Genomic DNA, 20,030 nt, shown 5'->3' on the forward strand with positions numbered 1-20,030 from the left:
TGCGTTGAACGGTCGGCCGAGGGGGACGGATACCATGCCACGCATGGCAGCAGACCAGCCCGTGGTGCCCCTGGCCGAGGGCATCGAGCACGACCTGTCGGAGTGGGAGAAGGCCACGGCGGCCGTCCTGCGCAAGACGCGCCGGCTCGCCGAGGACGCCCCCGACACCGACGTGTGGTCCGCGCTGACCACCACGACGCTCGACGGGCTCAGCATCACGCCGCTGGGCACCGCCCACCTCGTCGCCGACGTCCCCGAGACCGGCCTGCCGGGCGAGGCGCCGTACACGCGCGGCTCCGGCACCGCCGATCCCGAGCTCGAGGGCTGGGACGTGCGCGGCTGGTTCACCGACCCGGCCACGCGCGCCGAGGACCTCACCACCGAGCTGGAGAACGGCGGCAACTCGCTGTGGCTCACGGTGGGGGAGCGCGGCATCGCCGCCGACCGCCTCGCCGAGCTGCTCGAGCCGGTCTTCCTCGACCTCGCGCCCGTCGTGCTCGACGCGCCCGAGGACCCCGTCGCCGCCGCCGAGGCGTTCCTCGCGGTCTGCCGCGACAAGGGCGTCGGCCCGCATCCCCTGACCAACCTCGGCGCCACCGGCACCGACCTCGACGTGATCGTCCGCGTCGCCACGCTGGCGAAGGAGGCCGGCGTCCGCGGCGTCGTCGTCGACGCCAGCGCGCTGCACGACCAGGGCGCGTCCGACGTGCAGGAGCTGGCCTGGTCGATGATGGTCGCGGTCACGTACCTGCGCGCCCTCGAGGCCGCCGGGCTCACCACCGACGAGGCCGCCGCGCAGCTGGAGTTCCGCTACGCCGCCACCGACGAGCAGTTCCCCACGATCGCCAAGCTCCGCGCCGCCCGCGCCCTGTGGAACCGGGTCGGCGAGATGAGCGGCATCGGCGAGGAGGCCCGCGCCCAGCGCCAGCACGCCGTCACGTCGCGGCCGATGATGGCGCGCTACGACTCCTACACGAACATGCTGCGCACGACCGTCGCCGGCTTCGCCGCGGGCGTCGGTGGTGCCGACGCGATCACCGTGCTGCCGTTCGACGAGCCGCTCGGCCTGCCCACGCCGTTCAGCCGACGCATCGCGCGCAACACGTCGAGCCTGCTGATCCACGAGTCGCACGTGGCCAAGGTGGCCGACCCCGCCGGTGGTGCCTACGCGGTCGAGAAGTTCACCGACGACCTCGCGATGGCCGCGTGGGAGCTCTTCGCCGAGCTCGACGGCCTCGACGAGCTGGAGGGCGTCGCCGACCTCGACGCTGCCGCCCAGCGCCTCGTGCCCCTCGTGGAGGCCGTCCGCAACGACCGCGCCCTCCAGATCGCCCAGCGTCGCCGCCCGATCACGGGCATCAGCGAGTTCCCGAACGCCGCCGAGACCCTGCCCGAGCGCGCGCCGTACCCCGTCGCGCCGCAGGTCCACCGGTACGCCGGCGAGTTCGAGCAGATGCGCGACGAGCCGATGGCCCAGCCGGTCTTCCTGGCCACGCTCGGTCCGATCGCCGCGCACACGGCCCGCGCCACGTTCGCGATCAACCTGCTGGCCGCCGGCGGCATCGGGATCGGCTCGGCCGGCCCCACCGCCGACGTCGCCGAGGTCCTCGACAAGTACCTCGAGGCCGGGTCGCCCCCGGTGGTCTGCCTCGCCGGCACCGACGCCGCCTACGGCGAGTGGGGTGCCGACCTGGTCGCCGCCCTGCGCGAGAACGGCGCCTCCTACGTCGTCGTCGCGGGCAAGACCGACCTCGGCCAGGACGCGTCCGCAGCCATGGGCCTCGACGCGCTGGCCTTCCTCCGACAGATGCGTGAGGTGCTCGCATGACCACACCGAAGTCCTTCGCCGGTGAGCCGTGGCAGAGCCCCGAGGGGATCGGCATCAAGCGGCTCTACACGCCGGCCGACCTCGAGGGCCTCGACGCCCTCGACACCTACCCGGGCATGACCCCGTTCCTGCGCGGTCCCTACCCGGCGATGTACACGACCCAGCCGTGGACGATCCGCCAGTACGCCGGCTTCTCCACCGCCGAGGAGTCCAACGCGTTCTACCGCCGCAACCTGGCCGCCGGCCAGAAGGGCCTGTCGGTCGCGTTCGACCTGGCCACCCACCGCGGCTACGACTCCGACAACCCGCGCGTCGTCGGCGACGTGGGCATGGCCGGCGTCGCGATCGACTCCATCTACGACACGCGCACCCTGTTCGACGGCATCCCGCTCGACCAGATGAGCGTCTCGATGACCATGAACGGTGCCGTGCTGCCGGTGCTGGCGCTCTACATCGTGGCGGCCGAGGAGCAGGGCGTGAAGCCCGAGCAGCTGGCCGGGACCATCCAGAACGACATCCTCAAGGAGTTCATGGTCCGGAACACGTACATCTACCCGCCCGCGCCGTCGATGCGGATCATCTCCGACATCTTCGCGTACACGGCGGCCAGGATGCCGCGGTTCAACTCCATCTCGATCTCCGGCTACCACATCCAGGAGGCCGGGGCGACGAACGACCTCGAGCTGGCGTACACGCTCGCCGACGGCGTCGAGTACATCCGCTCGGGCCTCGACGTGGGCCTGGACATCGACGCGTTCGCGCCGCGCCTGAGCTTCTTCTGGGCCATCGGCATGAACTTCTTCATGGAGGTCGCCAAGCTGCGCGCCGCCCGCGCGCTGTGGGCCCGGCTGGTCAGCGACTTCGACCCGAAGAACCCCAAGTCGCTGAGCCTGCGCACGCACTCGCAGACCTCGGGCTGGAGCCTCACGGCGCAGGACGTCTACAACAACGTCCAGCGCACGGCGATCGAGGCGATGGCGGCCACGCAGGGCCACACCCAGAGCCTGCACACGAACGCGCTCGACGAGGCCATCGCGCTGCCGACGGACTTCAGCGCCCGCATCGCCCGCAACACCCAGCTGCTGCTGCAGCAGGAGTCGGGCACCACGCAGACGATCGACCCGTGGGCCGGCTCGTACTACGTCGAGAAGCTGACGCACGACCTCGCGAACCGCGCCTGGGCGCACATCCAGGAGGTCGAGGCTGCCGGGGGCATGGCCAAGGCGATCGACGAGGGCATCCCCAAGATGCGCATCGAGGAGGCCGCCGCGCGTACGCAGGCCCGCATCGACTCCGGCCAGCAGGTCGTCGTCGGCGTCAACACCTACCGGGTGCCCGACGAGGAGCCCTTCGAGGTCCTCAAGGTCGACAACAAGGCCGTGCTCGCGTCGCAGATCTCCAAGCTCGAGCGCCTCCGCGCCGAGCGGAACGACGACGACGTGCGGTCGGCCCTCGAGGCGCTCACGAACTCGGCCGAGCGCGGCTCGCGCCGCGACGGCTCGCTCGACGGCAACCTGCTCGACCTCGCGGTCAACGCGGCGCGGGCCAAGGCCACCGTCGGCGAGATCAGCGACGCGCTGGAGAAGGTCTACGGGCGTCACCAAGCGGTCATCCGTACGATCTCGGGTGTGTACCGCAGCGAGGCCGGCCAGTCGGGCAACATCGCCCGGGTCATCGAGGCCACCGACGAGTTCGAGCGCGAGGAGGGTCGCCGCCCGCGCATCCTCGTGGCGAAGATGGGCCAGGACGGCCACGACCGCGGCCAGAAGGTCATCGTCACGGCATTCGCCGACATGGGCTTCGACGTCGACGTGGGCCCGCTGTTCTCGACGCCGGAGGAGGTCGCCCAGCAGGCCGTGGACGCCGACGTCCACGTCGTGGGCGTCTCCTCCCTCGCAGCGGGGCACCTCACCCTGCTGCCGGCGCTCAAGGCCGCACTGGAGGAGCAGGGCCGTCCGGACATCATGGTCGTCATCGGCGGCGTGATCCCCCCGGACGACGTGCCCACGCTCAAGGAGATGGGCGCGGCCGAGGTGTTCCTGCCCGGCACGGTCATCGCCGACTCGGCGCTCGACCTGCTGGAGAAGCTGCGGTCCTCCGACGCGTGACGTGTAACTGTCGGTTGCACTAGCCTGCGGGCGTGGACACGCGTCTGGACTACATGGATCACGCCTCGTACTTGGCGTTCCGTGCGATGGGGCACCACCCGACGCTGCACTACACGTGGGTCTACGACCGCGCGGTCGACCTCGCGGCGCTGCGGCGGCTGTCCGAGCGGCTCCAGCACGGGCGGTTCGCCCGCGTGGTCGAGCCCGCCTCGGTGTGGGGCGGCCGGGCGCGCTGGGTCCGTCCCGACCGGCCCGTGCCGATCGAGGTGGAGCCCGCCCCGCGGCCGCGGTCGCAGGTCGAGCAGTGGTCGGTCGAGGTCTCACGCCGGCCCATCGACCCGGTGTCGGGTCCGCCGTGGCGCTTCGGCGTGGTGCGGCTCGACGACGGCGGCAGTGCGGTCGCGATCGTCGTCTCCCACACGGTCACCGACGGGGTCGGCGTCCTGCTCGGCCTGCGCGAGGCGGTCGAGGGCCGCGACCTCGGTCTCACCTACCCGCGACGTGGGGCCGCGCAAGGCAGCCGCCTGTCCCAGTGGAGCGAGGTGCTGGCATCGCTGCCCGAGAAGGCGCGGGCCCTGGGCGACGTCGTCCGCCAGATGCGCGCCGAGCGGAGACTGCCGCACCGCGAGTCGACGGCCGCGCTCCCGGCCACGCCCACTCACACCCGCACGACCCGGCTGCCCGACCGCGACGGCGCCGCACGGATCGTGACCTTCGTGTCCGAGGCGGCCTGGGACGCGTGCGCGGAGCGTCTCGGCGGCACGTCCAACGTCCTCGCGGCGGCGGTGGCCGCCCGCCTCGGTCACCACCTGGGGCGCGTCCAGCGCAACGGCACGGTCAACCTCACGATCCCGGTCAGCGTCCGCGAGGGCGACGACGACCTGCGCGGGAACGCCCTGTCGTCGGTCGTCGTCACGCTCGATCCCGCCGAGGTGACCCGCGACCTCCGTCCCGCGCGCGCGGCGATGAAGGCCGCCCTGAGCGCGCAGGACGCGCAGCAGCTGCCGCTGCTGGCGGCGCTCCCGCTCGTCCCCTTCGTGCCCGTCCGGCTGTTGCGCCGCCTCGAGCGGTTCGCGCTGGGCGCCGACGTCAACGCGGTGGGCTGCTCGAACCTCGGCCGCGTGCCCGATCCGGTGGAGCGGATCGACGGCCAGCCGTGCCAGTACGCCTTCGGCCAGTTCAACGAGCCGGGGCGGCCGACCGCGGAGCTGGTGCGGATGGGTGGCCAGGGATTCCTGGGCGTCACGTTCTCCGGCGGCCGCGTGGTGATCAACGCCGTCGCGTTCCGGCCCGGCGGGGACAACTCCGACGAGGCGCTCCTCGCGATCGTGCACGACGTGATCGACGAGCTCGACCTGGGACCGCCTCTGCCGTGGTGACTCCGGCCCACGCCCTAGACTCACTGGCGTGATCGACGTGGAGCAGGTGGCCGAGGGGGTCCGCGCCGGCCGGCGGGCAGCGGTCTCGCGAGCGATCACCCTCGTCGAGTCACGCCGCACCGACCACCGCGCTGCCGCCCGCGAGCTGCTCGCCGGCCTGTCCTCGGCGCCCGACTCGAAGGTCGGGGGAGCGGTCCGCGTCGGCATCTCCGGCGTCCCCGGCGTCGGCAAGTCCACGTTCATCGAGGCCCTCGGCGTGCACCTCACCGAGCGCGGCCACCGGGTCGGCGTCCTCGCCGTCGACCCCTCCAGCGTGCGCACGCGCGGCTCGGTGCTGGGCGACAAGACCCGCATGGTCCGCTTGTCCACCGACCCGAACGCCTACATCCGGCCTTCGCCCAGCGCGGGCAGCCTCGGCGGCGTCGCGCGCGCCACCAGCCAGGCCCTGACGATCCTCGAGGCCGCCGGGTACGACGTGGTGCTGGTCGAGACCGTCGGCGTCGGCCAGTCCGAGATCACCGTCGCCGGCATGGTCGACACGTTCCTGTTCCTCACGCTGGCCCGCACCGGCGACCAGCTGCAGGGCATCAAGAAGGGCATCCTCGAGATCGCCGACGTCATCACGGTCAACAAGGCCGACGGCGAGCGCGCCCGCGAGGCCGAGTCCACCGCCCGCGAGCTGGCCGGCGCCCTGCGCCTGGTCTACGCCGGCACGCAGGACTGGGTGCCGCCCGTGCTGACCTGCTCGGCGCTCGAGGGCACCGGCATCGACACCGTGTGGAGCCGGGTCCTGCGTCACCGCGAGTTCATGGGCCACCGCGGCGTCGAGGAGAAGCGCGCGCAGCAGCAACTCGACTTCACGTGGACGCTCGTCCGCGACGAGATCGAGCAGCGGCTCGCCACCGACGAGTCCGTCGCGCAGGTCCGCCAGCAGGTGCGCGACGAGGTCCTCGCGGGGCGCCTCTCGCCGGCGGCCGCCGCCGACGAGATCCTCGCCGCCTTCGACTCCTGACCGCCGGATCGCGGTACGCGGACGTGCGTGCCAGCATGGTGCGGTGAAGCGCACCGTCACCGCCCACCTCGAACTGCACGCCTTCGACCGCGCCGACCTCGTCCTCTCGATCGCCGTCGCCGCCAACATCGCCACCGAGCGCGAGACGCTGCGGGTGGTCCAGGACGGGACCGCGCTCGAGGCCCGCGAGATCGCGGGGCGCCACGAGACCCGGCTGCACCGCGTCGACGCTCCCGCCGGGCCCATCACGATCGACTACGAGGCCGTCGTCACGGGTCACGCGGGCCCGATCGCCACGGAGGAGCTCGACATCATCGAGTACCGCCGGCCCAGCCGCTACGCGCCCTCGGACTCGCTCTTCGCGATCGCCAAGGCCGAGTTCACGGGTCTCGCCGGCAAGGACCTGCTCGACGCGGTCACGTCGTGGGTCGGCACCCATCTGTCCTACGTGCCGGGCAGCAGCCGGCCGACCGACGGCGCCGTCCAGACCATGCTCAAGCGCCAGGGCGTGTGCCGCGACTACGCGCACCTCGTGATCGCCCTCCTGCGCGCCCACGACGTGCCCGCCCGGCTGGTCTCGGTCTACGCCCCGGGCCTGCAGCCGATGGACTTCCACGCGGTCGCCGAGGCGTACATCGACGGGGAGTGGCACGTCGTCGACGCGACAGCGCTGGCTCCCCGCGAGACGATGGTCCGGATCGCCACGGGGATGGACGCCTCGGAGACGGCGTTCCTGTCGCAGCACCACGCCGCGGTGAACCTGAACCGGCTGACGGTGACGGCCGTCGTGGACGAGCTGCCGCAGGACGACGTGACCGAGCTCGTCGCCCTCGGCTGAGTCCCTCAGGGTTCAACTCTCAGTGACAACACGCCGGAAAGAACCACGGAACTAGTTCCAAAGGACTAGCGCATGGGTTAATGTCTCCTCATGCGACCGCCGCGTCGCCGCATCACCTCGGGGGGGTGATACGGCGCCGCGGCATCGTTCTTTCTCCGCCCGTTCGACCCTCAGGAGGGTCGCGGCAGGGCGTTCATGTCCACCAGGCGCCGGTACACGTAGGGCGTCATCGTGCGCACGTACGTGACGCTCAGGTGGGTGATGTCGCGGTAGACGTTCACGCCGCCGATGATCGCCGGGCAGGTCTCGTCGTCGCAGTAGAGGTCGCTCAGGTCGAGCGTCTGCGCGCCGTCCACCCGGCGTCCCGTGGCGGCGAACGCGTCGAACTTCGACAGCGCCTCCTCGCGGGTGAACGCGCAGGCGTCGGGCGTGATCTCGTCGAGCTGCGACAGGCACTTCTGCGGCGCGCGCGGCAGGCGCGGGTTGTCGCGGATCGCGACGACGCGCACGCCGCGGTCGACGACCGGCTGCCAGGCGGCCTCCATGCTCTCGACCCGCTCGTCGTCCGAGCCGGTGAGCATCTGGGCGTAGCCGGTGGTCAGGATCAGGTCGGTGGAGTCGGTGCGGTCGAGCAGCCACTCCTGGAGGTTCTGCTTCCACTCCTGGCAGCTGCTGACGCGCAGCGGGTCGTCGTGGCGGATCTCGTCGCGCGTCCACGAGCAGCTGGACTTGAGCTGCGCCGACAGCGTGATGAGCTTCTGGTCGGCCATCCGGACCAGCGCCGGCAGGAACGAGCGCGCGTGCGAGTCGCCCAGCAGCGTCACGTGCGGCAGCGAGCGGTCGGAGAGGTCGCCGAACGTGCAGTCGTTCAGCTCGGTGTCGTGGACGCCGGCGAAGCAGCCGGGGTAGTCCTTCGCGTAGTCGGTGACCACGGCCTCGGGCGTCGGGATCAGCTGGTCGTCGAGGTCGGGGTTGTGGCACGGGTTCTCGGGATCGCGAGAAGCGGCACCGAAGCACGGCGGCGCGTCCTCCTCGAGCTGCGCGGCGACCTTGGCTGCGCGCTCCTGGGCGGAGGCGGCCGACTGGACGCCCACCATCGAGCCGCCGACCAGCAGCGCCGCGCCGACCAGGGTGGCGAGGCCGGTGGTGGCCGGGCGGCGCAGGCCGAACCGGTGCGTGAACCGCACCGGGTCCTCGACCCAGCGCTTCGTCGCCCACGAGACCACGATCGTGAACACGAGGATCCCGACGCGCTCCCAGAAGCCCAGCTCGGCGCCGAGGACGAACGGCAGGATGACGATCGGCGGCCAGTGCCACAGGTACATCGAGTACGAGATCTCGCCCAGCGTGTGCGTGGGACGCCAGCGCATCAGCGGCGCGGGGGAGAGGAGGCCGCGCGGCTCGCCGGCCCAGATGACCACCAGCGTCGCGACGACGGGCACGATCGCCGCGGTGCCGGGGAACGGCGTGGACTCGTCGTACACGAAACCGCACCAGGCGAGGGTCAGGAAGCCCGCCCACGACAGCAGCGCCGTGGGGGTGCCGCGGCGCACCGTGGCGCTGCCCATCCAGAGTGCCAGGAGCGCGCCGGCGCCGAACTGCCAGGCGCGGGCCGGGGTGACGAAGTACGCCGCCGGCGGGTTCGCCTGGGTGATCCAGAGCGAGTAGGCCAGGCTCGCGGCGGTGGCGGCGCCCAGCACGATCGCCACCATGAGCCTGCGCGAGCGGCCCATCCGCACGGCGAGCACGGTGGCGAGCAGCACCAGCAGCGGCCACACGAGGTAGAACTGCTCCTCGATCGAGAGCGTCCAGTAGTGCTGCACCGCGGTGGGGTCGTTCTCGGCGGCGAGGTAGTCCACCGAGTCGGCCGCGAGCGCCCAGTTCTGCACGTACAGCGCCGACGCGACGATCTCCTTGAAGTTCTGGCCCCACGAGACCAGCGGCATCCACAGCCACACGGCGATCGCGGACACGGCCAGCACCAGGTACGCGGCGGGCAGCAGGCGGCGGGCCCGACGGGCCCAGAACCTCGCCAGATCGACGCGGCCGGTGTCGGCCGTCTCGCGCAGCAGGTGTCCCGTGATGAGGAATCCGGAGATCACGAAGAAGACGTCGACGCCGATGTAGCCGCCGGGCAGACGCCCCGGCCACAGGTGGAAGAGGACGACGAGCATCACGGCGACGGCGCGCAGGGCCGTGATCTCGGCCCGGAAACGGTCGCGAGGAGGGCTGGCGGGCACCGCACCACGATACGAGGCCGGACCTCGTCGCGCCCAATCCGCCGTCCGGCGGGTGACGGGCAGCCGTCGGGTCCGCACCACTAGAATCGACACCTGCGTACCCGGTGGGCGTCGACCCGCCGTGATGTCGACGGGAACCGAGGAGAGCATGCCTGACGTGGGTCGAGTGCGTCGCCGCGTCGTGGCGATGGTCCCCGAGCGCGCGAAGGACCGCCTGCGCCGAGCCCTCGGTCGCGGTCCGGCTCCCCGCCCCCACGCGCGTCTCGCGATCCGGCACGATGCCGGCCTGATCCACTACTCCGGCGAGTTCCGCGACCCGGTGCGCGTCGTCGCCCTCGTGGTGCGGCCCGCCAGCCGCCTCGACCAGGTGGCGGTGCGGCTCGAGCAGCCGGCCTCCGCCCGCTTCGCGTTCACGCTCGACCCCGTGCAGCTGTGGGAGCTCGGCGGTCGCGCCGCCGGCCGCTTCGACCTCTTCGTCGAGGTAGAGGGCAGCGGCACGAAGCGCTCCGAGCTCCGCCTGGGCCGCTTCGACCACACCGACACGGCCGCCGCGCTCGACCGCATCGAGCTCGAGGGCGCCGCCTCGCCGTTCGGCGAGCAGGTGCACGCCTGGACGCACGTCACCGACCAGGGCAACGTCTCGGTGCGCTACGCCGCCGAGCCGATCCGCCGCTTCGAGGTGGAGGGCACGCGCCTCGACGTCGGCCCGAGGGGCATCGCCACCGAGCTGCTGCTCAAGACCTTCTCGCGGCCCGCCAGCGACATCCGGCTGTCGCTGCAGTGGCGCTTCTCCGGCAGCACGCAGGAGATCCCCGTGCAGATCGTGGAGCGCGACGCCACCGCGACGCACGGCCTGTACGAGTACGCGATCAGCTTCGACCTCATGCCCGACGCCGTCTCCGACGACGAGCGCGAGGGCATCATCGACCCGCACCTGATCATGGACCTGAGCGGCTTCGACCTGCCGGTGCGCGTGCCGTTCGCGGAGAAGAGCTTCCGCCACTTCCGGCTGCGCGACCTGCCGGTGCCCACCACCGGCGGCGGCCACGTCGACCAGTGGGTGCCCTACCTGACCTTCCGCGCCAAGCGCCTCGCCTTCTGGTCGGAGCGGTTCACCGTCGACAACCACCGCTACCTGCGCCGGATCTCGCGGTGGGCGTGGCTGATGACGCCGCTGCGACCGTTCTCGGGCATCTGGCTCGTCGGTGAGGTGCCCTACAAGGCGCAGGACAACGGCTTCGCGCTCTTCCGCTGGATCCGCCGGAACCACCCCGAGCGCCGCGCGTACTACGTGATCGACGCGGACTCGCCCGACCGCGACAAGGTGGAGCCGTTCGGCCAGGTCGTCACCGCCCGCTCGCGCGAGCACATCCGGTACACCGCGCTGGCCTCGCGCTTCGTGGGCAGCCACCACGCCGAGTACCTGCACGCCTCGCGCTCGCCGCGGCTGGCCCGCCACGCACGCGGCCTGCGCGTGTTCCTCCAGCACGGCGTCACCGGCATGAAGAACGTGCGCCTCAACTACGGCCGCCTGCACATGCAGGAGATGCCGCCGGACCGCGTCGTGGTGAACTCCGCGGCCGAGCGCCAGATCTTCATCGAGGACCTCGACTTCTTCCCGTCGCAGGTCGCCGTCACCGGCTTCGCCCGCTACGACTCGCTCTTCGAGGGCGAGCCGCAGGTGCAGCGCCGCCTGCTGGTGATGCCCACGTGGCGCGACTGGCTGACCAGCCGCGAGAGCGTGCTGACCAGCACCTACCTGGCCAACTGGCTGGAGTTCCTGAACGATCCGCGGATCCAGGGTCTGCAGCAGCAGGGCGTCGAGATCCTCATGGTGATGCACCCGAACCTGCGGGCGCTGGTGGACGACCTGCCGCTCGAGGGCATCTCGATCGCGCCGCGCGACGCCGACGTGCAGGAGCTCATCCGCACGAGCGCCGCGCTCGTCACCGACTACTCGAGCGTGGCGTGGGACGCCGCGTTCCTGCGCCGTCCGGTGTTCTTCTTCCGCTTCGACGACGCCGTGCTGACCGGCGCCCGCACGCCCTTCGTGGACGCCGCCACCGAGCTGCCCGGCCCGATCGCGCACCGTGCCGCCGACCTCGCGGCCGAGGTGGCGACGTCCGCCGAGTCCGGGTTCGCGATGGACGACCTGTACGCCCGCCGGGCGGCGAAGTACCTCGAGCTGCCGACCTCGGGCTACGGCGAGCGCAACTACGAGATGGTCCGCACGGCCGACGGCCTGTCCACGCGGCTGCTGCGGCTGCGCAACCAGCGCTGGGTGCGCGACGCCTTCAAGCGCTTCCGCGCCGGGCCTCACTACTACCGCGCGATGTCGCTGATGTTCCGGTTCGGCAGCCTGCTGCCGCGGCGCGACATCGCGGTGTTCGAGAGCGACCGCGGCAACGCCTACGGCGGCAGCCCGCGCGCCCTGTTCGAGCGGTTGCACGAGCGCGGCACGTCGCTCGACCTCTGGTACGTCAACAACTCCACGCTGCGGGTGCCGCCGGGCACGCACAAGGTGTTCCGGCCGACGCCGCGCTACTTCTGGACCCTCTCGCGGGCGAAGTACTGGGTGTTCAACCAGAACGTGCACGACCTCTGCCAGCGGCCGCGTGGCACCCACTACCTGCAGACGTGGCACGGCACCCCGCTCAAGCGGATGCAGAACGACGTGCCGGTCATGTACGGCCGGGCCGACGACTATCACGCGAAGGCGCAGGAGCTGGTGGATCGCTGGTCCAGCCTCGTCTCGCCGAGCCCCTACGCGACCGAGGCGTTCCGCAGCGCCTTCGGCTTCACCGGGCCGATCATCGAGTCGGGCTACCCGGGCAACGACGTGTTCCACACCGTGAAGGGCGCGCAACGGGCGCGGGAGACGCGACTGCGGCTGGGTCTGGCCGAGGACCGCACGGTGGTGCTCTACGCGCCGACGTTCCGCGACGACGGTCGCGCCGCGGGTGCGAAGGGCGCGTGGGCGCACGACATGGCGCTCGACCTGGGTCGCTTCGCGGAGCGGCTGGGCAAGAACGTCACGCTGCTGGTGCGCCTGCACCCGCTGGTGAAGTTCGCCTGGCCGAAGGACCTCGACGCGAGCATCGTCAACGTCTCGAAGTACCCGGACACGCAGGACCTGCTGCTGGTGGCCGACGCCCTGATCACGGACTACTCGTCGATCATGTTCGACTACGCCCAGCGCGGCCGGCCGATCATCTCCTACGTGTACGACCTCGAGCACTACCGCGACGACCTGCGCGGCTTCTACGTCGATCTCGAGGAGATCGCGCCCGGCCCGGTGCTGCGCACGAGCGACGAGGTCATCGACGCCGTGGCGAGCCTGCCCGAGCTGGAGACGCGCTACGCCGACCGCCTGGCGGCGTTCCGCGAGCGCTTCGGCGGCCTGGAGGACGGGCACGCCGCGGACCGCGTCATCGACGAGGTCTTCAGCGAGTCCGAGCGCGGCGCGATCCCCGACTGAGGTCAGGCCGCCAGCGGTCGGTAGCGGTGGTTGCGGCGCCAGTGGTCGCGGAGGCGGAACTCGGGCGTGCCGTCGTGACCGAACCGGATGGCGATGTGGGCGTCGTGGACGCGGTGGTGGTGATGCGCGCAGAGCAGTACCCCTGATGTGAGGTTCGTGGGTCCGCCGTGGCTCCACGGGATGACGTGGTGGGCTTCGGTCCAGCCGGGTGGTCGGTCGCAGTCGGGGAACGCGCACCCTTGGTCGCGTTGGGCTAGGGCGATGCGTTGGGCGGCGGTGTGGTGGCGCTTGGCGCGGCCCTCGTCGAGGACCTGGCTGTTGCCGTTCATCACGACGGGGAGGATGCCGGCGTTGCAGGCCAGCTTCCTCAACTGTCCCGCCGAGACCGGCGTGCCGTGCTCGGTGACGCCGGCGCGGTCGGTCTGGCCTCGGAGGGTCTGCTCGTCGACGGTGACGACCAGGGTGGCGGCGACGCCGCCGTGGTTGCCGTAGCCGTCACGCGGAAGGTGGCGGACGATCTCGGCGAACGCCTCGCCCGCCTTCTCCTGCGGCCGCAAGCCTGCGTTCTCATCCGTGGTGGCGCGCGGGGAGGTCTTGGACTCCACGACCGCGCGCAGCATGTCCGCGGTCACGGCGTCGGTCCTGCCGCCGAACGGGACCAGGCCGGTGGTCTCGTCGGGACGGCCGATCCAGAACTCGCGCTGCTGCCGCTGGGCCGCCTCGTCGCGGGTGAGCTGGTCGTTCTCGATCCGATCGGCACGCACCACGTTGATCACCTCGATCGCGCGGCGGGCCTTGCGGCGCAGCTGATCGGCTGTCATCACCCGCGCCGCCGCGACCATGTCCGCCTCGACGAGGTCACGCTGCTCGACCGTCAGGCCCGTCGGGAGGGTGTCGAGCGCGTCGGTCACGATCGCGGCCTTGGTGGTGGACATGCCCGGCTCGGCCAGCGCCTCCCTCACCCGCGGGGCAGCCTCGATCCGATGCGCCAGACGGATCTCCCGCGCTGCTTCACGACGCGTCACCCCGGACCCGGTCGCCACCAGCGCGGTCAGGCTCGCGGCATCGGTCGCGCGGTGGGCGTCAGTCCGATCGGCGGCAGCCACCAGCGCGAGATGGAGTGCGTCAGCCTCGCGACGCATGGCCTGCACCGCCGCCACCTCAGCAGCGAGCTGCTCGCGCGACAAGACGGACAGGTCGCGCGAGCGCGCGTCGGCCAGGAACCGCTGCCCCGACCTGAGCCCACCGACGACGTCCACCAGATCCCCCCCGAACCCCTCCGAACCCCTCCGAACCCCTCCGAACCCCTCCGAACCCCTCCGAACCCCTCCGAACCCCTCCGAACCCCTCCGAACCCCTCCGAACCCCTCCGAACCAATGTTCGAAGTCTACTGTGTTGGGCCCAATATGGCAACGATCTGCGCGAGCGAATCTCAGGCGAGCGGTGTCGCAAAGCCCTCGGGATCGATGCCCATGTCGGTGGCGAACTGGTCGCGCAGCTCGAGGAACCGGGGATCGCCCGTCATCGCGTACATGACCTGCTGCTGCCTCACCGTCCGAGCGGGTCCGTAGTCCGGGTGCCCGGGCTCGCGCAGCTGGTAGCGGTTCGCCGCCCCGGGCACCCGGAACCGGGGCCCGTAGTGCGCGGCGGCGGTCAGTCCGGCCGACAGCAGCTCCAGTACCTCGGGGTCGCGGCCGCCACGGTCCCACAGGTAGTACAGCCCGGTCAGCGCGGTGACGTGCCCGTTGAGGATCATCGGCTGGACCGGATCGTCGAGCGGCTGCTCCTCGAACCAGAGGTAGCCCTGGTCGGCCACGAGACTGAACCACAGGTGCTCGGTCGACGGTCCGGGGATCCGGTACGCGGCGGCCAGCTCACGTGCCGTGGCTAGGTAGCGAGGGTCGCCGAAGGCGTGGTCGAGCGCGACGAGGCCGGAGATCGCGGCACCGTTGCCGAGGCCGGACGTCCACGGCGCCCTGACCCGCACGCCCTCGTACCGACGGCCGAACCGGTAGACGACGAAGCGTGCCTCACCGACCGGCTCGGTGTGCTCCAGCAGGCGGTCGTACAGGGCGTCCGCGATCGGCCGCACGAGGTCGCGGCTCTCGGGGTGCCGGCGGACGTGAGAGGCGAGCAGGGAGGCGTTGACCTGGAACGGCCACGGGGCGAAGTGCTGGTGGTACGTCGTCAGGTAGGACTCGGGCCACGGGACGGGCAGCTGCGCGTCGAGCTCGAGGCCCGGCCGGGGCTCCCAGCCCGGGTGCGGACCCACCGTGAGGACCCGGTCGGGGTCGAGACCGGGCGCGATCGTGAAGAGGTCGTCGCGGACGCCGGCGACCCCGCGGCGTGTCGTGCGCTCGACGGTGGGCGCGTAGCCCGCGGTCAGGAATGCGCCGAGGGCGAGCGTCACCGCGCGCATCCTGGTCACGGACAGGAGTGAAGCACACCTGCCGCCAGAAACGGCTGCAAGGGGAGGGGAAACGGCGACGGGGTGTCGCCACGACCGTGGCGACACCCCGTGCGGGATCGTGCGAGGCTCAGGCCTTGGACTCGCCCCAGGCCGGGTTCCAGCCGTCGACCTCGTCGGCGCGGCGCTCGGCCGGACCGGTGTAGATCGCCGAGGGGCGGATCAGGCGGCCGGTCTTGTACTGCTCGAGGATGTGGGCGCTCCAGCCGGCGGTGCGGGCGGAGGTGAACATCGCGGTGAACATGTTCGCCGGGATCTCGGCGAAGTCCAGCACGATCGCGGCCCAGAACTCGACGTTCGTCTCCAGGACGCGGTCGGGACGACGCTCGCGCAGCTCCTTGAGGGCGGCCTGCTCGAGGGCCTCGGCGACCTCGGCGCGGGGCGCGGCGAGCTCCTTGGCGGTGCGGCGCAGCGTGCGGGCGCGGGGGTCCTCGGCGCGGTAGACGCGGTGGCCGAAGCCCATGAGGCGCTCGCCGGAGTCGAGGAGGTTCTTGACGTACGCCTCGGCGTCGCCGGTCTTCTCGACCTGCTCGATCATGCCCAGCACGCGCGACGGGGCGCCGCCGTGCAGCGGACCGGACATCGCGCCGACCGCGCCGGACAGCGCGGCGGCCACGTCGGCGCCGGTGGAGGAGATGACGCGCGCCGTGAAGGTGGACGCGTTCATGCCGTGCTCGGCGGCGGAGACGAGGTAGGCGTCGATGGCCTTGGCGTGGTCGGGGTTGACCTCACCGCGCCAGCGGGTCAGCATCCGCTCGACGATCGTGTCGCACTTGTCGATCTCGCTCTGGGGGACCATCGGCTTGCCGAGGCCGCGGGCGGCCTGGGCGACGTAGGAGAGCACCATGACGGCAGTGCGGGCGAGGTCGTCGCGGACCTCTTCGGGGGTCTCGATGTCGTAGAGCTGGCGCAGGCCCCACACGGGAGCCATCTGCGCGATCGCGCTCTGGACGTCGGCGCGGATGTCGCCCGAGTGCACGGGGATGGGGTACGGCTCGGCCGGGGGCAGGCCCGGGTCGTAGGTGCCGTCGACCAACAGGCCCCAGATCTTCTCGAACGGCACGCGGCCGACGAGGTCATCGATGTCGACCCCGCGGTACCGGAGCGCAGAGCCTTCCTTGTCGGGTTCGGCGATCTCGCTCTCGAACGCTACGACGCCTTCCAGTCCGTGGTGCACTTGAGTCATGACTCAATAGTGCCCTGCGCGCGTCTCACGCCGTGCGGCACGGTCCGTTTCCCGCCCCGCCGGTTGGTCGGCGGAGCGCTGACAGTTTCCCCGGTTAACCGGGGAAACTGTCACTTCACGAGGTTCGCAACCCTCGTGAAGTGACAGGAAACCTCGTGAAGTGGCGCTGAGGAGGACGCGGTCGCTGGCTACGGTGGGCGCATGAGCGACGAGCTGGCGCGGATGCGAACCGAGTACGCGCGGGTTGGGCTGGACGAGGGCACGGCCGGCGACGACCCGGTCGCGCTGGCGCAGACGTGGATCTCCGAGGCCGTGGCCGCGGGCGTGCACGAGCCGAACGCGATGGCCCTGGCCACCGCCACGGCGGCGGGCGAGCCTTCGGTGCGGATCGTGCTGCTCAAGGGCTTCGACGCGTCGGGCGCGGTGTTCTTCACGAACTACGACTCGCGCAAGGGCCGCGAGCTGGCCGAGAACCCGCGGGCCGCGGCCGTGCTGCTGTGGCACGCGCTGCACCGCCAGCTGCGGATCGAGGGCGCCGTGACCCGGCTCGAGGCGCACGAGTCCGACGCGTACTTCGCCGCCCGACCCGAGGGCGCGCGGATCAGCGCCGCGGCGTCGCCGCAGTCGCAGGTCGTCGAGGGGCGCGACGAGCTGGACCGCCGCTGGCACGAGGCCGAGCGCGGGGGAGCCGCCGACCACCGGCCCGAGGGCTGGGGCGGCTACCGGATCGCGCCGGAGGTCCTCGAGTTCTGGCACGGCCGCGAGAACCGCCTCCACGACCGCATCCGCTTCACGCGCGACGGCGACGCCTGGGCGCGCGACCGCCTGGCGCCCTGAGTCACTCCACGTCGAGCACGAGGTGCCCGGCGTCGTCCGCGCGGGCGACGCCGATCGAACGCCTGCGCAGCAGGCCGGTGCGGAGCGGGTGCTCGCCCTCGAACCGCAGGGGGACGTCGTACCAGAGGTCGCCGACCTGCAGTGCGATGCTCGGGCGGTAGACGCGCTCGGCCAGGGTGCCGGCGTCGATCGTGAGCCGGTATGTCCCTGCCTCGGTGTCGAGGTGCGCGTCGATCTCGCGCCCGCGCTGGGGAGGTCGCTTCGCGTGCGTCGCCTCGCTGGGCGCGCTGGAGTCTCGCACCAGGCGACCCGCGTACGTCGGCGCGCCCCGCACGCGCGACCGGCCGGTGATGACGACGGAGCCGCCGTCGAGCAGGGCCTTCGCGCGACCGAAGAGCGAGGCGATCCGTTTCACGGGCTTCTCGTACGTGATCTCGTACGCCGGGCGCGACTCCGCGTCGGCAGGGTCGAAGCCGGGGTAGGCGAAGTGCGCACGCCCGTCGACGACGTGGAGGTCGACGCCGCGGCCCTTGTCCTCGTCCGCCTGCAGCAGCGCGAGCGTCGTCTCGACGTCGCGCCGCAGCGCCGCCGCGATGATCGCGCGGTGGATCACGTGCATCCGCCGGAACAGGTTGTCGGTCAGGTAGCGCTGCGCGAGGTCCTCGATCCGGTCGAACACGAACGCCCGCTCGACGTCGTCGCGCAGGGCGAGCGAGTCGCGCAGGTCGCCGCGGATCGTGTTGTCGAACTGGCGCTTCATCACGTGGTCGCGCTGCGGGCCGGGCGGGATGCAGTCGGCGATCGTCTCCATGACGATCTCGGTCGAGGCGTACTTCTCGACCGCGTCGGCGGTGTACGTGACGTTGGACCGGTCGTGCCGCTCGCGCGCGTGGTAGGTCGCCCCGTCGCCGATCATCGAGATCCGGCGCGCGTTCACCATGGCGGTGAGCGTGAAGGGCTGGTCGCAGCGCTGACGCATGTCCTCGCGGTACCGCAGGCCCAGCCGCTCGACGAGCTCGCGCCGGAACAGCTTCGTGTTCGAGAGGTTGTAGGGCAGCCGCGACGCGTAGAGGTCCATGTCGCGCACGCGCCCGGCGCGGTAGATGAGGATCGGCACGGCGCGCTCGCCGATCGGCTCCATCCGGCCGAAGACGACGTCGGACTCCCACCCGTCGGCGTGGCCCACGAGGAGCTCGAGGGCGTCGTCGTCGAGCACGTCGTCGGAGCCCAGGAAGAACACGTAGCGCCCGGTGGCCCGCTCGAGGCCGCGGTTGAACGGCACGGCCGGGGTCCCGGACGGCGGCTGGTGGATCACGACGACGTTGTCGCCGTGGCGCGCGGCGAACTCGTCGAGGATCCGGCCACTGTCGTCCGTGGAGCCGTCGTCGACCAGCACGAGCTGGAGCGCGTCGAGGCCGATCGTCTGTCGCTCGAGGCTGGCCAGCGCCTCGGGCAGGTAGGTGGCGGTGTTGTGGACCGCCACGATCACGGTGCAGTCCGGCTCGGGCGGGGTCTCGGCGGGACGCACGTCGCTGAGGGGCTCGCCCTCCGGGTCGATCCAGGTGCGCAGGACGTCGGCGGCGTACCGCCCGTCGTGGATGGCGTTGACGTACTCCACGCCCTCGGCGCCCAGCCGGCGCGAGCGCTCGGGGTCGGCGACGAGCTCGCGCACGACTTCGGCGATCGTCTCGCGGGTGGCGCGCACGATGGGCACGTCGTGGCCGGTCACCGCCTTGATGTGACGCCGGATCGTGGGGTCGACGGTGCCCACCACGACCCGCCCGGCCGCCATCGCCTCGCACGCGGCCACGCCGTAGCCGCCGGCGCCGAGCTGCTCGACGACGATGTCGGCGTCGCGGATCACGTCGGGCATCTCGTCGTGAGGGATGCCCTGGAGGCGCCGGTACTCGAGGACGCCCTCGTCGTGCAGCTCCTGCAGGACGGGGTCGATCCACACGCTGTTCTTCTGCGCCGAGCTCGGGCTGTGGACGACGACGGGCCGCTCGCGCCCGAGCACGGGACGGTCGCACGTCCACCGCTCCACGTCGAGCGTGAGCGGCAGCCAGCGCGAGCCGGGGACGAACGGGATGAGCACGGGGCTGGTGACGAACGTGGGACCGTCGAACGCGGCGAAGTCCTCGACGTTGCGGCGCGCGATCGTCTCGAGGGTGTCGACGAGGTCGGGGTCGAGCTGCTCGTACTGGGTGTCGGGGTGCAGGTGCCGGTAGACGCTCGGGATCTTCACGTCGGACCCGTGCGCCACCATCGCCACGGACACGCCCGCCGCCTTCAGCTCCTCGAGGACCGCGCGGTTGTCGAAGTCGAGGTCGGGCCCGCTCCACAGCGCGTGGTTCGACTCGATCAGCACGTGCGTGAAGCTCTCGACGACGAAGTCGCGCAGGCGCGGGTTCCAGTCGATCGAGTAGCGGGCGAGGTTCGAGTCCACCCGCAGGTGCGCCGGCGCGAGGTGGGGCGTGACGCAGTAGCGGTAGCTGATCGCCCACGTGTCGTCAGCCAGCCGGCCGAGCGCCTTGGCCCACTGACCCGCCTGACCGGCGGAGTTCGCCGGGCCGAGGAAGACGCGCGTGGACGCGGCATGGACGTCGGGGAAGGGGTCGACGAGGTCGCGGATCGTGCTCACGTCCATCGGTCTCGC

Annotated in this window: 12 protein-coding genes; 7 read left to right on the forward strand and 5 right to left on the reverse strand. The window is 71.8% G+C overall.

Annotation, left to right across the window (positions count from 1 at the left end):
- The first annotated feature begins 43 nt into the window (after window positions 1-43).
- The 5 genes from O3S82_RS02410 to O3S82_RS02430 are packed head-to-tail and all read left to right on the forward strand — an operon-like array spanning window position 44 to window position 7,165.
- Window positions 44-1,828, forward strand: a complete 1,785-nt coding sequence (locus O3S82_RS02410) for a methylmalonyl-CoA mutase family protein (RefSeq protein WP_269305250.1) — start codon at window positions 44-46, stop codon at window positions 1,826-1,828.
- Window positions 1,825-3,936 (forward strand): methylmalonyl-CoA mutase, encoded by a 2,112-nt coding sequence (scpA, locus tag O3S82_RS02415; RefSeq protein ID WP_179426455.1) that lies wholly within the window; start codon window positions 1,825-1,827, stop codon window positions 3,934-3,936. The genes O3S82_RS02410 and scpA overlap by 4 nt, the downstream gene beginning before the upstream one ends.
- Window positions 3,937-3,968: 32 nt before the next feature.
- Window positions 3,969-5,315 carry a hypothetical protein gene (locus O3S82_RS02420; RefSeq protein WP_269305252.1) on the forward strand — a complete coding sequence of 449 codons (1,347 nt, stop codon included), beginning with the start codon at window positions 3,969-3,971 and terminating at the stop codon, window positions 5,313-5,315.
- A gap of 28 nt (window positions 5,316-5,343) precedes the next feature.
- Window positions 5,344-6,327: a methylmalonyl Co-A mutase-associated GTPase MeaB gene (gene meaB / locus O3S82_RS02425; RefSeq protein WP_179426451.1), complete on the forward strand. Its 984-nt coding sequence runs from the start codon at window positions 5,344-5,346 to the stop codon at window positions 6,325-6,327.
- 43 nt (window positions 6,328-6,370) lie between these two features.
- Complete coding sequence (locus O3S82_RS02430; RefSeq protein WP_179426449.1) at window positions 6,371-7,165, forward strand: transglutaminase-like domain-containing protein; 795 nt, start codon at window positions 6,371-6,373, stop codon at window positions 7,163-7,165.
- 170 nt (window positions 7,166-7,335) lie between these two features.
- Here O3S82_RS02430 and O3S82_RS02435 read toward each other — a convergent pair whose 3' ends face one another.
- Window positions 7,336-9,405 carry an acyltransferase family protein gene (locus tag O3S82_RS02435; RefSeq protein WP_269305255.1) on the reverse strand — a complete coding sequence of 690 codons (2,070 nt, stop codon included), beginning with the start codon at window positions 9,403-9,405 and terminating at the stop codon, window positions 7,336-7,338.
- Between the two features lie 148 nt (window positions 9,406-9,553).
- On the opposite strand from O3S82_RS02435, the gene O3S82_RS02440 reads away from it, so the two are divergent.
- Window positions 9,554-12,883, forward strand: a complete 3,330-nt coding sequence (locus tag O3S82_RS02440; protein ID WP_269305257.1) for a CDP-glycerol glycerophosphotransferase family protein — start codon at window positions 9,554-9,556, stop codon at window positions 12,881-12,883.
- Window positions 12,884-12,885: 2 nt separating this feature from the next.
- On the opposite strand, the gene O3S82_RS02445 is transcribed toward O3S82_RS02440, so the two are convergent.
- The 3 genes from O3S82_RS02445 to O3S82_RS02455 all read right to left on the reverse strand — a co-directional run bounded on the left by O3S82_RS02445 (window position 12,886) and on the right by O3S82_RS02455 (window position 16,537).
- Window positions 12,886-14,142 carry an HNH endonuclease signature motif containing protein gene (locus O3S82_RS02445; protein ID WP_269305259.1) on the reverse strand — a complete coding sequence of 419 codons (1,257 nt, stop codon included), beginning with the start codon at window positions 14,140-14,142 and terminating at the stop codon, window positions 12,886-12,888.
- A 174-nt stretch (window positions 14,143-14,316) separates the two neighbouring features.
- Complete coding sequence (locus O3S82_RS02450) at window positions 14,317-15,303, reverse strand: D-glucuronyl C5-epimerase family protein (protein ID WP_269307018.1); 987 nt, start codon at window positions 15,301-15,303, stop codon at window positions 14,317-14,319.
- A gap of 118 nt (window positions 15,304-15,421) precedes the next feature.
- The gene (locus tag O3S82_RS02455; RefSeq protein ID WP_179426439.1) at window positions 15,422-16,537 is read right to left on the reverse strand and encodes a citrate synthase 2; all 1,116 of its coding nucleotides are present in this window, start codon (window positions 16,535-16,537) and stop codon (window positions 15,422-15,424) included.
- 201 nt (window positions 16,538-16,738) lie between these two features.
- On the opposite strand from O3S82_RS02455, the gene pdxH reads away from it, so the two are divergent.
- Window positions 16,739-17,374, forward strand: a complete 636-nt coding sequence (gene pdxH, locus O3S82_RS02460; protein ID WP_179426437.1) for a pyridoxamine 5'-phosphate oxidase — start codon at window positions 16,739-16,741, stop codon at window positions 17,372-17,374.
- Between the two features lies 1 nt (window position 17,375).
- Here the strand turns inward: pdxH and O3S82_RS02465 are convergent, their stop codons facing one another.
- Complete coding sequence (locus O3S82_RS02465; RefSeq protein WP_269305262.1) at window positions 17,376-20,021, reverse strand: glycosyltransferase; 2,646 nt, start codon at window positions 20,019-20,021, stop codon at window positions 17,376-17,378.
- Window positions 20,022-20,030 lie beyond the last annotated feature (9 nt).

Source organism: Aeromicrobium sp. HA (assembly GCF_027171405.1).
GTDB classification, from domain to species: domain Bacteria; phylum Actinomycetota; class Actinomycetes; order Propionibacteriales; family Nocardioidaceae; genus Aeromicrobium; species Aeromicrobium tamlense.